Raw genomic sequence first — 12493 nt, 5'->3', positions numbered from 1 at the left:
TCAGAACCTCGCTGGCACTTCGATCTCGCTCAACAGCGAGTCGAGGAAGGACGACGGCAACTCGGCCAGGATGGTGCCGACCACCATGGTTTCCCGGAACTCATAGGCCGTGGCTGCGCTCATCAGCAGCCAGAGCCTGGGGCCGGGGTACGCCCCATGGTCGAGACCCGCCTTGTAGCGGATCCGCAGCAGGCCCGGCGGGCGCCCCTCACCGAAGTGCAGGAAGCTCTCCCGCTGAGATCGGCTCAGGTAGCGCGGCGCGGTGAGGTCTTCGGTGGATCCGTCCGCGAGCACGCGCGAGACGGAAACCACCTCGAAGGCCTGCCCCACGTCCAAGGCATGGCCGGAGTGGTAACCCTCCGGCCAATCCTCCTCGTACTCAGCTTCGCGGATCGCCGCGCCGGTGCGCGCCTCGGCCTGCGCGATCACACCTGGAACAATGACCTGCTCGATCAACAGTTGCTCGGGGTGTAGGTCGTCGACCTCAACCCGGCACTGCAGCGCAACGTCCGCCAGGGTGATCGGCGCATCACCGATGTAAGCGATACGCCGGGCCATGGTTAGGGCTTCTCTTCGTCGTCGACGCCGTTGCTACCCTCACCACCTTCAGCACCTTCAGCACCTTCAGCACCTTCAGCACCAGGTGCTGGAGTTTCGGGGGCGCCGCCGGCCAGAGGATCGATCGGATCGGTGACGGTGCCCGTGGAGGCCAAAGGCTGCGGCGCTGCAGCCGCCTTCGCTCGGGCGCGCGGAGCGCGGGAGGGACGCGGCGCAGTCGCCGCTGGCTCGGACGCTGCACCGGCGTTGTGGTATTCCGCGACACCGCCGCCGACCAGCTCCTCCGCGACATCATCGGGGAAGCACGCCACGTCATCCTTGAAGAACGAGCGCCACGGCTTGACGAAGCGCACAGGGATATTTTCGCTCATTGGATCACCTTCGATCTGAGACAGGGTTGAGCCCCGCCGCTAGGACGGGGCTGCGGATCACATGCCGGCGCCCCAGTCGACGCCCGTAGCCACCACGATGGACTCGACGTGACGCGGGCCGAAGTCGTGCTTGGCGATCACGCGGATCAGGGTCTGGTCGCGCTGGAAGGCGCTCACGATGTTGCCGGAGCCGTCCTTGTAGGTCGCTTCCTTGCTGAGATCGATCACCAGGTCCATGTCCTCGCCGATCATCATGTCGGCGAAGTTCACGAAGTAGATCTCGGTCTCGTCGCCGTCGGCGCCGAGGTTGGTCGGGATCTGGTTGCTCAGGCCAACCGGGTAGCCCTTGAACAAGCCCTGCTCGATCTCCGGGTACGCCTTGTTGCCGTTACCGTCGCGCAGGGTCTGCAGCCAGCGCAGCACGCGCGGCGGCATCAGCCAGCCGCATTCCTTCATGTCGACGTTAGCGGTTTCCACGCGCAGCATCATGCCGCCCAGGAACAGGTCCAGGCCCTGCAGGTTGATACCCGCCGAAGCCGGAGCTGGGCGCAGATTCTGCGGCAGCGCCCAGTAGCGCATGCCCTTCGGGAGCAAACCCGAGCCGCCGTCGGAGCGGATGAAGTGCAGATCCTGCGACAGGCCCATGCTGACGGTCAGGTCGTTGGCTACCAGCTGGTCAACGCGCGGATTCACACCGGCCATACGCAGCAGGTCGTTGGAGATCGGCACAAGGGCGGCGGCTTTCTTGGCGGCCAGCTTGGTGTCGGCGAACGTCATGCCGGTCAGGGCAATGTCGTCGTCGCTGCCGATGTAGGTGACCACGGTGTTGCCGGTGATTCGCGGCTGGGTCAGGTTGCCGTTGTTCAGGGGCAGGCTCTTTGCCCCCATGCGGCGTACAACCGACTGCGGCCGCAGGCTCTCGATCACCTCGCTGGAGAAGTTCTCCGGCACCAGGGTGCCGCCAGCACCGGGAGTGACCACCGACAGCGCCATCTGCACGTCGGAGCCGAAGCCTCCATCCTTGGCCAGCTGGGCGGCCGTTTGCTGGTTGCCCTGCGCGGACGCCAGCAGGCGAACCATCTGCGCCATCTTGGCGCCTTTCACGGGCTTGCCGTAGGGGCCTTCGACCCGGCCAGCCGGCGGCGAGTTATTGCCGGCGGCGCCCTCGTCGACCGGCACCGCAGCGGAGGCCGCAGCGCGCTCGGCCGCTTCCGCGCGGCTGATTTTCTCGGAGAGGCTGGTGATCTGGCTTTCCAGCTCGGCGAACTGCGTCAGCTGCTCGGCGGACAGCGTGCCACCGTCGGCCTCGATCTTGGCCAGCGCCTGCAGCTGGGTGTTCAGCGAGGCGCGTTCGCTACGCATTTGAAGTACAAGGGACATAGTGCCTCCTGGGCATGAAAAAGCCCGCACTAGGCGGGCTCGGTTACTGCCGCGAACGCGGTCAGAGATTGGATTGAATGGCGGCGGCCTTGGCGCGCACAGCGAGGCTGCCCTGCCGGCTGGCCCGGCTCATGGCGACAGCCCGCGAGATCTCGTCCACGGCGTCCTGTGGGCTCTGCAGGCGGTCGGCGAGACCGGCAGCGATTGCTTGCTTACCGCGATACAGCCCGGCCTCGGTCGCCATGACCTGCTCCGGAGAGAGGCCGCGATACTCGGCCACGGCGTTGACGAACAGCTCGTAGCTCTCCTGCACGATGGCCTCCAGCACCTGCATGGACTGGTCCGTCAGGGGTTCATGCGGGCTCAGGTCGTTCTTGTGAGCGCCCCGGTAGACAGTCGTCACCTTGACGCCCGCTTTCTCCTCCATCGCGGAGCGATCCATGTGGCTGGCGATGACGCCGACGGAGCCAACGCCACTGGTCTGGCTCACCACCAGCTCGCTGCAGGCGCTACCGATCAGGTAGCCGCCGGAGTAGGCCATGAAGTTGACCAGGCCGGTGGTGGGCTTGATCTGGCTCATCGCGCGAAGGTCGGCGGCCAGCTCGAAGGCGCCGACGGCCGCACCGCCGGGGCTATCGATATCCAGCACGATGCGCTCGACCAGAGGATCCGCCACCGCCTGCTTGAGCTGGGCGCGCAGATCCTCGTAGCTGGTCATCGTCTCGCAGGCGTTCAGGTGGCTGCCACGGCTCACCAGCACGCCATGCACCGGGATCACCTCCACCCCGGTCTTGCCGATGGCCGCGCGGCGCTGCTCCTCCATGCGTTCCATCCGGGCGGCGTAATGGTCATCGTCATCGTCGTGCCACAGCTTGTCGGAGACTGCCGTGCCGATGTTGATGATGTTGAGGTTCATCGCCTGGTTGGCCCAGCGGACGGCGAGATCCAGCATGTCGGGCGTTACCAGCAGCGGCTGGTTGAAAAGCAGGTTGGCGGCTCGCAGGTACTGTTTCATTGCGCCAGGATCCTCTCGATCTCGCGCTGCTGCAGCTCCAGCTGCGCACGCACATTGGGGTTGTTCAGGTCGGGCATGCCCTTCGAGGCATCGACCATGTTCAGCGGCTGCAGGTACACATCACCGCCAATCACCGGCGGCATGTTCTCCAGGCGGCGGATGTCGTTGACCGACAGCCAGCCCCACTGGCGACCGATGGCATAGGCCTCGTATCGGCTTTTCTGGTCGCCACGCAACAGACCCGACAGGTTGAACTCGATGAAGTAGTTGCGGCGGTCCTGCGGCAGCAGGAAGTCGCGCATCATGGCCTGCTCGTGCCGCTTCACCCACGGCAGCAAGGCGAACACCACGAACTGGATCAGCAGTTGCTCGATGGTGTTGTAGTTGGCCTTCTCCAGGTCGTTGAGCATCGGCAGCGGGATCTTGTAGATCCTCGCGATGTCGTTGCCCACCAGCTTCATCAAGTTGACGATTTCCGCGTCGACGTGACTCAGGGAGATCGGCTTAAAGGTCATACCCTCCTGCAGGAAGGCAACCTTCTTCGCGTTGTCGATGCCGCCGAACTTCTCTCCCCACTGACCGGTGATGCGGTCAATCGTGGCCTGATCCTTGATCGCGGGTGACGCATGCGGCCGCTCGATGACACCCGAAACCGCCACGCCGTTGGCGAACGACTTGCCGGTGTACTGGCGGATCGCCTGAGCCATGCCGATGGACTCGGCGTGCAGCTCGATGGGCGACAACCCGACATAGTGATTGTTCGTCGACCAGCGGACGTGGTGGATCATCCGCATCGGCAGCGGCTGCTCGGCGCCGCTGATGCGGTAGTACGGCAGCAGGTCGGCGCCCTTGAGCGTCTGCACCTTGTCGTTGCTCAGCGGCCAGATCGCGATCACGTTGCCATCGTCGCGGCGGTCGATGAAGCTGTAGCTGTTGCCGCGCAAGCCCGCCGCCATCTGCCGGCACTCCAGCGACTCGAAAGGCGTCTGGAAGCCGTTGGGCTGCCAGCGCAGAACGTCGTAGAGCGGGTGATTGATCGCCGCCTCGCGCTGTCCCTTCTCCTTTCGCTGGTACAGCTCCAGCGGCAGCTGCGCGACGCTCTCGGCCAGCAGCGTCACGCAGTTCTGTAGCATCGGCACGCCGAGGGCTGTATCGGGCGTGACCACCACCCCGGCGCTATTGCCGCCGCCAGAGCCGAACAGGCTGGACCAGAAGCCGCCCTTCACGTCGACCAGGTTGCCCTTTCCGGCGCCGAGCACATTGGAAAAGAACATGCTCAGCTCCCCTCGGTTTTGGCGTGCAGCGCAGCAGCGGCCTTATCCGCCAAGCGCGACCACGCCATCAGACCAACACCCGCCACGATCAGCGCCGCCGGGCGGTGCATCATGGCAACGCCCCCGACCAGCAGGGCGAAGCCCAGCAAGCCGGCGATCCAAGCCAGAATCAGCAGTTTCATATCCCGACACCTACCTGGTCGTATACGGATTCGCTCTCGACAGGGGCGGCCGTGCCGCTGACGCCTGCCGCCATGATCGAGGCCACGATGCCGTCGATTCGCCCGATTGCTCGGGCCTTGTCTACTTTGCGATTGCCGGCTGGGTCCGACACCGTGACCGCGTTGCCGGCGTTCCAGGTGAGCACCGGGTTGCCATCGTGGCGTAGCGTCTCCACCGGCTCGAACTCCGCCAGCAGATCCGCTTCCGGATCCTCGTCGGGTTCGTCGTCACCCTTCAGCGGAAGCCCCAGCAGGCGGCGCTCGAACTCATCAACCGCCGGCCCCATGTCCTTGAAGCCCTGACCGAACGCCGCCAGCTCCGGCAGCTCGATGTCGTGCTCTTCCATCAGCGCGCGCAGATCCTCGACCCGCCAACGGTCGTAGGCGATCTTCCGCACGTCGAAATAGGCGCAGATGGTTGCCAGCCGCCGCAGCACATGCAGCTTGCTGATGGCCCGCCCCGGCGTGGTTTCCAGATGCTTCGCCGCAAGCCACGCCAGGTAAGGCACCTTGTCACGCCGCTCGCGGTCGGCCAGCTTGTGGTCGGGGATCCAGAAGTACGGCAGCAGCCGCCAATGCGGATCCCACTCAACCGGGTAGAACAGCAACACGAATGCCGTCAGGTCAGTGGTACTCGCCAGGTCCAACCCGGCCACCGCCGGCCGGTCGCGCAGCACCCGCATGGGCACCCGCTCCTCGGCCTGGCTCCAGACGTCCCAGCCGATCCACGGCGAATCGGCCTGAGTCCATTCGCAGAAGTTCAGACGGCGTACTACCGCTTCCTTGGCGGGCAGCCCCTTCGCCTCCTCCACCTGCTCGCGCAAGTAGACTCGGCCAGGGATCCCATCGGTCTGCCCCTCGACGATGAAGTCGAGCGAGGGGTTGACCTTGGGCCAGCACGACTCGTCCTTGAACGGATCGTCACCCTTGTCCAGCGAGCAGATGAAGACGAACAACGTATCGGCCTGCTCGGTGCCAGCACACACGCGCTTGCCCTGCTCGTGGTACTGGCCGGCCACGCTGTTCTTGTCCGAGCCCGAGTTGGTGATCATCACCACCATGGCGCGGCGCCGGTTCTTGGTGCCGGCGCGCATCATGTTCACCATTGCCGGGGTGCGATGCTCGTGCACCTCGTCCAGCAGGCTGATGTGCGGGCGCGGCCCCGACTGGCTGTTTTCGTCCGAACCGATGGAGCGGAAAAAGCTGTTGGTGCTGGGGTAGAACAGGTTCCAGACCTTCTCGTGCTGCCCGGACTGCACCAGGCGCGAGGCGAGTTTCGGTGACATGTTCACCATGCTCACCGCATCGCGGAACAGGATCTGCGCCTGGTCCTTTTTGGTGGCCGCCGCGTAGATCTCCGCGCGCTGCTCACCATCCGACACCAACCCGTAGAGGCCGATCCCGGCGGCCAACGGCGACTTGCCCGAGCCCTTGCCGGTCTCGATGTAGGCAATCCGGAAGCGCCGGTGCCCGCTGTCCTTGTACCAGCCGAACAGGCTACCCACGACGAACGCCTGCCAGGGAGCGAGCAGGAACGGGAGGCCTTCGAACTCGCCGCCGTTGAGGCACAGCACGTCCTCGAAGAACCCGATGGCGCGGTCGGCGGCCTCCTGATTCCAGACCAGTCCACGCTCGTGGCCGGTATCCAGATCCTGCAGGTGGCGGCGAGCGGCGCCACGCACATCCGGGCCAGCGACTATCTCGCCAGCCAGTACGGCGCGGGCGAAGCCCGCCACACGGCAGTCAGCTGAAATACTTGTCTGCAGCGTCTCGCTCTGCATGGTTGAACAACTCCCCTTGAGGCGTCAGCGCCTTCATCGCGCGGCGCGCGACCGGAGAGAATCCGAACAGAGCGCCTGCGCGATTCGCTCGCTGCTCGGCATCGTTGGCCAGCTGCCGCCAGACCGACAGCTGCTTGGCGCCGCTCTGGAAGGTCTGCACGTCGCCGGCCCCGTCCATCTGCTCGTTCAGGTCGGCAATCTTGCGGCGGAAACGCTGCCAGTCGCCTACCGCTTCGCAGTAGGTGGCGAGCGCCATACCGTCGAGGGTGCTGATCCAGCCCAGCGCAAGCAGCGCCTCGACCACGCGATCCCATTCCGCCGACGCCTCCTCGCTCAGAAACTCCGGCTTCGGCGGAGCCTGTACCGGGATAGCCGGCGCCTGCGCTTCCGCCTGCAGCGCAGCCATGCCCCGCTTGCTGGGGTCGCCACGCAGGATGTGGACCGTTGCCGGAAGGGCTGGCCGGCCCGAGTTGGCATTCCCAGCCATGGGCACCTCCTGAAAACGCCGAAGCCCGCGAATGGCGCGGGCTCCGGGCTAGTATTGGCGGGCGTTCTGGTGTAAAAAATTGAACCCCCACCCCCTCCATTTTTCCCGGCGTTGCACACCGAGTTCCCTACGTCGTTCGAGGGTGAGTGGATCTAGAGGTTTTTCCCCCCCCCTTCCCCTGCGACTTTTCACCAGGCGGCCCGGCACCAGGTCGGTTCCAGTGGTGGCGAGGATCCAGCGGCCGACCATCGTCATCGCAGCCCAGGATGCGGCCGGACTTCTCCATCCGCTGCTTGGTCGAGTCGTGGCAGGTCTTGCATAGCGACTGCCAGTTATCCCGATCCCAGAACAGCTTCCATGCCTGAGCGATCCGATCCGGGTCACCGCTCGCCTTCGCATCGGCCAGCCGGTGCGCCACGATGTGGTCAACGACGGTGGCCCGCGTGTTGCGCTTCTCGCGCAGGCAGAACACACACAACGGATGGCGGCGCAGGTGATCGGCGCGCGCCATCTTCCAGCGGTGACCGTAGCCCTTGGCCGCCGAGCTGAGCGGCTTAGCCTTCTGGCTTGGGCGGGACATCGCACACACCGATTCGCTTGGCCGCCCAGCGCTCATACAACCCGACCGCCACTTCCGCGCCGGCAGCGGCAGTCAGACTGCCGATGGCCGAGGCCAACATCAGCGGGGCACCGAGCGCCAGGGCCAGGAACAGCACCGCGACACCGCAGACCACCGACGCACCGGAACGCAGCACCAGGCGGCGAGCGATGGCGCGACCACTCAGGCCTGCCTTGTCGGCGCGCCACAGTTCACCGCTGACTCCACCAGCGATGGCGAGCAGGATCACAACCCACAGTGGCATCTCAGCCAGGGCTTGCTGTTCGGACGGCATGTCGACTCCTCGAAGAAGACGCCCCCAATCCTGGGGGCAGAACCGGCGCGCTATCAGCGGGCCAGGGGTAGGTGCCGGCACGGGGCCGGCGTGGCGCGGTGACCAGGGCGGGGAACCCAAGCGCCAGAAACAAAAAACCCGGCGCGGTGGCCGGGTTTGGAGGGAGGCTCGCTGCTCGCGGACCTCTACGAAATTAGCGACTTTGTACCCCCTTTTTCGCATGGCAACAATGCGTCCGAGCTGCCACGGCAGCAATAAGGGGTGAACGTCCGGCGAATGTCCTACGAATCCGCCGCTAATAGTTCAATCTGGCTTCCAGCGCCGCAGGCGCTGTGTCCCACCTGACTCACCTGTTTTTCAAGGTGAGTCACCCTCAAGCCCTACTCTCTCTAAGTGTGTCCCACCTACCCCACCTAAAGTGAATCTTTTCTATATACGCATACGCGCGAGCGCGTACACACGCTGCGCGCACCTCTGCGCGCCTCACACGCGCCTAGCGCGCGGCACTCGTGGACAGGTGGGGAGGTGGGACACGGGCAGGCGGGACGGGGCTTCCAGCAGTCCCACCTCGATTGGCGGGGTGAGGCAGGTGGGACACAAACGAAAAGCGCGCCTCATGCGGCGCGCTTCCGGTTGATCAGGTGCCCCTCGATCAGGAGGTGCGCCTTGTGGAGTCGTCGGTAGAACTGGTCCTTGCTGCATCCGCAGGCATCCCAGCGTTGACGCTCCAGGCTGTCGTAGTTCGTGTAACGCTCGATCACTACCTGTCGTTCCTTGTCCGGCAACAGCTTGTTGACGATCAGCTCGATCTCGGCTGACTCGTCGAGCAGAACTCGGCTACCACGGGTGGAGCGGATCAGCTCCCCTCGGCAGGCGATCAGGGTAGCAAGCATGCTCCCTCCTCCGCCACCCCCGAGCGCGGCAACCCCTTCCGGCGGGTGAAGCTCCGCCGCCCACAGCTGCAGGGCTTCGTCGATGTACTTGATCATACGACCGGCTCCCGCTCGGCCAGGGCCATCTGCCCCTTGGCTTTCCAACTGTCAGGCCTGACGTAGGCGTAGGGCCGGACACCGTAGCGACCTTGCGGCGCCATACGACGACGCTTCCAGCCGATGCGGTGCATCACCAGGCCGAGCCGGGTCTGTTCGGGCTTGCCCATATGGCTGGGCTCAATGTTCAGGGCCTTCTCCAGCAGCACCTCGCTCCCGACGCTCTCGCACATGTTCGTCTCCAGGTACTTCACAATCAGCGGCTCCCAGGCATCGCCAGTGAAACGCACGTCCTGCTCACCCTCGAACATCGCCTTTTCATCGTCCTGAGGCCACCAAGGCTCGCCGTCCCGATACAGCGCATAGGCCTCCGCCCACAGCTGATCGCGCACCTCACGCAGGCCCGCGAGATCCACCCGCATGCAGAGGATCGGCCAGTAACGCCGGTTGCCGGTGGGATCGCGCAGATACTCATCCTGGTTCGTCGTACCCGCGAAAACACACTGGCGTGGCAGGCGGATCGTTCTGCGCCCATAGCTGGGGCGGAAAATGTCCGTCGACGCGCCAAAGAAGCTCTTGGCCTTGGTGCTCTCCACCTTGTTCAGCGCATCCAGCTCGGCTAGCTCGACGATCCACATACCCTGAATCGACTGATAGGCATCCTTGTCGCCCAGCGGGATTGGCGTATCCATGAACCAGTCCCCACCCAGCACCGCGAGCGAGCTGGATTTGCGTAGACCCTGTTCGCCTTCGAGGATCAGCACACAGTCGGCCTTCGCTCCGGGCGACATCACCCGCGCGACCGCTGACACCAGGTAGCGCAGCCCCATGACGTCGGGGTACTTCGGGTTATCTGCGAGGATCTGCGCGCCGAGGTAGTCCCGCAGCCAGGAACACAGGCGCGGCTTGCCGTCCCACTTGAGCCCCTTGAGGTAGTCCTGCACCGGGTGGAACGGGTTGTCATGGGCGACGACGGCGACCGCCTCCAGCACCTGCACCGACTTCACCAGCAAGCCGTATTTCTCGGCCATCCAGTTAGCCGTGCGGGTGTCGTCCAGATCGCTCCACTCCCCCACACCACCACCATAGGGCGCGGCCTTGCGCTTCATGGTGCGGGCGGCAAACACGTCCTCACCAATCACTCCGGCCCACTCCTCGTCGTTCTGCAGGATCAAGGTCACGTTGTAGACGTGTGACATCAGGGCGCCTTTCGGCGTGCGCTGGAGGAAAAACATCCACTCCGCATCGGCCGGTGGCTTCACCAGCGCCATCACCTGGCGGCGAACTGCATCCAGCCCCTCGCTGACGTGCAGGTCGTTGAAGTCGGTCCACTTCTCCTCGCGCTCCCCCGAGAAGACAGGGCACACCACGCGACCGCCCACCAAGTGAGCCGCGTGCTCCGCCTTCTCAATGCCGGGATTCCAAGGCTCGCCCTTGTGGTTGGTGGTCTTCCAGTCGTCATCGGCGCAGAAGACGAAGCGCCGCGCCGGGAAGCGCTCGCGCAGGGCCTCGGTCACGGGCAACAGGTTGCCGGCGTCGAAGCACACGACGACGCAGAGGCCCGTTGCCATGTGCAGGCTTGCGCCGGTGGCGTACCCCTCACAGACCAGCACGGTCTCGCCTGGACCTGGCTCCGGCCCGAGCAGGTGGAAAGCCCCCTGCTTCTCCAAGCCGGGCGGCCAATAGCGCTTGGTCAGGCCCTCCTCATCCGGCTCACCGAGCAGCACCTGCAGGCCGACCATTTTGCCGTTGACCAGGTACATCGGGACCAAAGCGGTGTCGGGCTTGCGCCCGAAGCGAAGGCCCAACGCCACCACCAGCTTGCGCTCCAAGTAGCTGCAACGCCCCTTTTCCGGAAGGGTCTTCCAAATCCCTTGGGCGCGGCGCGCGGCCGAAGCCTGCCGGCGGACACGCTTGGCCTGCTCCGCCTGCTGGGCGGCCTCCACGCGGGCGCGGATCACCTTGCGGTCATCCTCACTCATTCGTCCGCCTACGGGCTTGAGCTTGTGGAAGGAACCCTTCTCACCTTCACGCCAGGATCCGAAGGCGCCCGCGTAAAAGGTGCGCCCCTCGTTGACGTGTTCGTAGATGACGTAGAAACCGGTCTTGGTCTTGCCCTTGTCGCCGCTCGCGCGGCAACGAACCCGCATGCCAATGGCAAGCGGCGTTTCGGGCTCCAGGCCGCCGTCGACCAGTTGGGCGAGCACGTCATCAAGCAACTCGTGCTTGTTCGACATGCTCACCCCCTCAGTTCATGAATGGTCTGGCAGTCGATGCAACGGATGCAGTCCCGGCCGATCAGGGCAAGCCGGCGGGCTTCGGGGATCTCACTGCCACAGTCCTCGCACTCCTCGGCCACCTGCACCTCGGCAGGCTTGCGCGAGGCAAGGCGCACTTCATTCAGCAGCAGGATGTTGTCGTTCGCAATATCCGCGATGTCAGCCATGGGCGCGATCCTCCGCATGCTTCTTGCGCACTGCGGCGCCGAGCTTGAACACCGCCTGCACCAGGCGCTCGGTCAGCGCCTCGAACTTGGCCAGTTCGTCGTCGTTCAGGTCGTCGTCGTCGAGGCTTTCCGATAGGTGCTGAGTCAGCTCACCCTCACGGCTGAGCATTTCGCTGATACCAGCGAGCAGAGCCCTGGGCGTATCCGTCTCGCGCAGGTCGGACACGTCAATGCCGATCCAGCCAATGGGGTGCAAGATCGCCTCCACGATGCGCGGATCGCGGGTCGCATCCAGGATCAGGTCCAGGTCGCGGATATTCGGGGTATGAGTAGTGTTGGTGAGGCTGAGTTTGTGGTTCAGGGTGGTGGCGTTGGTGCCGTCGATGGCGGCGATGGCGGTAGCTCCGCCGGGATAGTCATTCGTTGCGTGGTACAGCGCTTGCGGGAGGGTCAACAGAGTCCGGCGCGCACGCTCGTTCTGTCCAAAACGGGCTCGGCCCATGGCAATTACTCCTAAAGTCTGCCAGTGACCGCGCCGCGTCCTGTTGTTACAGTTGCGGCGTGGTCACTCGTCAGGTGGTCACTTGCGACGGTTGATCTTGGTGGAGAGACCGCCGCACCCCAGGCAAGGCCCTCGCTCCGCGAGAACCCTGCCGAAATAGCCTGCTGATCTGTGGTGGAGAGGCAGGCAACCCAAGACATCCGTGTCTTGGTTCGCGCAGAGGGGGCGGTCATAGCCTGGTCGCCCCCTCTGCGCTCCCCGATGCACCTTGGTGAAGTGCCCTCGGGAATCTCGCGTTAAGCCGCCTGCATCTGAGCGAGCATCAACGCCTCCGAGTCAACGACCTTTGGGCCAAAGACATCCGGACGAAGGTCGTGCCTGCTGACACCCGTCAGCGCCTCAACCTTCAGCACCACCTCAGCCGGGCAAAGCCCGCTGCTGCGGAGGTGATGGGAGAGCATCTGCTGAGAGAGATGCACCCCAAAGACCGCAAGCTTGCGCGACAGCTCAGACTGGCCGCCGGCTTCGCTGATTGCCCGCTCGAAGGCTTTTTTCATCTGTTCACGAGTTGACATG

15 protein-coding genes are annotated in these 12493 nt (G+C 64.8%); all 15 read right to left on the bottom strand.

Features of this window, described 5'->3' with window-relative positions:
- The 15 genes from SD196_RS06120 to SD196_RS06050 all read right to left on the bottom strand — a co-directional run bounded on the left by SD196_RS06120 (window position 1) and on the right by SD196_RS06050 (window position 12492).
- The gene (locus SD196_RS06120; protein ID WP_416311163.1) at window positions 1-558 is read right to left on the bottom strand and encodes a hypothetical protein; all 558 of its coding nucleotides are present in this window, start codon (window positions 556-558) and stop codon (window positions 1-3) included.
- A gap of 2 nt (window positions 559-560) precedes the next feature.
- Complete coding sequence (locus SD196_RS06115) at window positions 561-929, bottom strand: hypothetical protein (protein ID WP_416311162.1); 369 nt, start codon at window positions 927-929, stop codon at window positions 561-563.
- 57 nt (window positions 930-986) lie between these two features.
- On the bottom strand, window positions 987-2309 hold the full coding sequence (locus SD196_RS06110) for a phage major capsid protein (protein ID WP_416311161.1): 1323 nt from the start codon (window positions 2307-2309) through the stop codon (window positions 987-989).
- A gap of 61 nt (window positions 2310-2370) precedes the next feature.
- Entirely contained in the window at window positions 2371-3324 is a 954-nt protein-coding gene (locus tag SD196_RS06105) for a S49 family peptidase (protein WP_416311160.1), read from the bottom strand.
- Entirely contained in the window at window positions 3321-4598 is a 1278-nt protein-coding gene (locus tag SD196_RS06100) for a phage portal protein (protein ID WP_416311159.1), read from the bottom strand. The genes SD196_RS06105 and SD196_RS06100 overlap by 4 nt, the downstream gene beginning before the upstream one ends.
- Window positions 4599-4600: 2 nt before the next feature.
- Window positions 4601-4780: a hypothetical protein gene (locus SD196_RS06095; RefSeq protein ID WP_416311158.1), complete on the bottom strand. Its 180-nt coding sequence runs from the start codon at window positions 4778-4780 to the stop codon at window positions 4601-4603.
- Entirely contained in the window at window positions 4777-6600 is a 1824-nt protein-coding gene (locus SD196_RS06090; RefSeq protein WP_416311157.1) for a terminase large subunit, read from the bottom strand. The genes SD196_RS06095 and SD196_RS06090 overlap by 4 nt, the downstream gene beginning before the upstream one ends.
- Complete coding sequence (locus tag SD196_RS06085) at window positions 6563-7087, bottom strand: P27 family phage terminase small subunit (protein ID WP_416311156.1); 525 nt, start codon at window positions 7085-7087, stop codon at window positions 6563-6565. The genes SD196_RS06090 and SD196_RS06085 overlap by 38 nt, the downstream gene beginning before the upstream one ends.
- 127 nt (window positions 7088-7214) lie before the next feature.
- Window positions 7215-7667 carry an HNH endonuclease gene (locus SD196_RS06080; protein ID WP_416311155.1) on the bottom strand — a complete coding sequence of 151 codons (453 nt, stop codon included), beginning with the start codon at window positions 7665-7667 and terminating at the stop codon, window positions 7215-7217.
- Entirely contained in the window at window positions 7642-7980 is a 339-nt protein-coding gene (locus SD196_RS06075) for a phage holin family protein (RefSeq protein ID WP_416311154.1), read from the bottom strand. Before SD196_RS06075 ends, SD196_RS06080 begins: the two co-directional genes overlap by 26 nt.
- 614 nt (window positions 7981-8594) lie before the next feature.
- Window positions 8595-8969 (bottom strand): hypothetical protein, encoded by a 375-nt coding sequence (locus tag SD196_RS06070; RefSeq protein WP_416311153.1) that lies wholly within the window; start codon window positions 8967-8969, stop codon window positions 8595-8597.
- Window positions 8966-11206 (bottom strand): VapE domain-containing protein, encoded by a 2241-nt coding sequence (locus SD196_RS06065; RefSeq protein ID WP_416311152.1) that lies wholly within the window; start codon window positions 11204-11206, stop codon window positions 8966-8968. The genes SD196_RS06070 and SD196_RS06065 overlap by 4 nt, the downstream gene beginning before the upstream one ends.
- A 2-nt stretch (window positions 11207-11208) precedes the next feature.
- Window positions 11209-11415 (bottom strand): TraR/DksA C4-type zinc finger protein, encoded by a 207-nt coding sequence (locus SD196_RS06060; protein ID WP_416311151.1) that lies wholly within the window; start codon window positions 11413-11415, stop codon window positions 11209-11211.
- Window positions 11408-11917, bottom strand: a complete 510-nt coding sequence (locus SD196_RS06055; protein ID WP_416311150.1) for a phage regulatory CII family protein — start codon at window positions 11915-11917, stop codon at window positions 11408-11410. The genes SD196_RS06060 and SD196_RS06055 overlap by 8 nt, the downstream gene beginning before the upstream one ends.
- Before the next feature lie 296 nt (window positions 11918-12213).
- Window positions 12214-12492, bottom strand: a complete 279-nt coding sequence (locus SD196_RS06050; protein WP_416311149.1) for a transcriptional regulator — start codon at window positions 12490-12492, stop codon at window positions 12214-12216.
- Window position 12493: the final 1 nt, after the last annotated feature.

It is taken from the genome of Pseudomonas macauensis, assembly GCF_047902425.1.
Classification (GTDB): Bacteria; Pseudomonadota; Gammaproteobacteria; order Pseudomonadales; family Pseudomonadaceae; genus Pseudomonas.
This window is presented reverse-complemented; position numbering and strand designations above follow the sequence as displayed.

Coding starts and splice junctions, on each gene's coding strand:
- SD196_RS06070 (WP_416311153.1), bottom strand. CDS start 8,969: ATGATCAAGTACATCGACGAAGCCCTGCAGCTGTGGGCGGCGGAGCTT.
- SD196_RS06095 (WP_416311158.1), bottom strand. CDS start 4,780: ATGAAACTGCTGATTCTGGCTTGGATCGCCGGCTTGCTGGGCTTCGCC.
- SD196_RS06110 (WP_416311161.1), bottom strand. CDS start 2,309: ATGTCCCTTGTACTTCAAATGCGTAGCGAACGCGCCTCGCTGAACACC.
- SD196_RS06080 (WP_416311155.1), bottom strand. CDS start 7,667: ATGTCCCGCCCAAGCCAGAAGGCTAAGCCGCTCAGCTCGGCGGCCAAG.
- SD196_RS06055 (WP_416311150.1), bottom strand. CDS start 11,917: ATGGGCCGAGCCCGTTTTGGACAGAACGAGCGTGCGCGCCGGACTCTG.
- SD196_RS06115 (WP_416311162.1), bottom strand. CDS start 929: ATGAGCGAAAATATCCCTGTGCGCTTCGTCAAGCCGTGGCGCTCGTTC.
- SD196_RS06105 (WP_416311160.1), bottom strand. CDS start 3,324: ATGAAACAGTACCTGCGAGCCGCCAACCTGCTTTTCAACCAGCCGCTG.
- SD196_RS06085 (WP_416311156.1), bottom strand. CDS start 7,087: ATGGCTGGGAATGCCAACTCGGGCCGGCCAGCCCTTCCGGCAACGGTC.
- SD196_RS06060 (WP_416311151.1), bottom strand. CDS start 11,415: ATGGCTGACATCGCGGATATTGCGAACGACAACATCCTGCTGCTGAAT.
- SD196_RS06075 (WP_416311154.1), bottom strand. CDS start 7,980: ATGCCGTCCGAACAGCAAGCCCTGGCTGAGATGCCACTGTGGGTTGTG.
- SD196_RS06065 (WP_416311152.1), bottom strand. CDS start 11,206: ATGTCGAACAAGCACGAGTTGCTTGATGACGTGCTCGCCCAACTGGTC.
- SD196_RS06050 (WP_416311149.1), bottom strand. CDS start 12,492: ATGTCAACTCGTGAACAGATGAAAAAAGCCTTCGAGCGGGCAATCAGC.
- SD196_RS06120 (WP_416311163.1), bottom strand. CDS start 558: ATGGCCCGGCGTATCGCTTACATCGGTGATGCGCCGATCACCCTGGCG.
- SD196_RS06090 (WP_416311157.1), bottom strand. CDS start 6,600: ATGCAGAGCGAGACGCTGCAGACAAGTATTTCAGCTGACTGCCGTGTG.
- SD196_RS06100 (WP_416311159.1), bottom strand. CDS start 4,598: ATGTTCTTTTCCAATGTGCTCGGCGCCGGAAAGGGCAACCTGGTCGAC.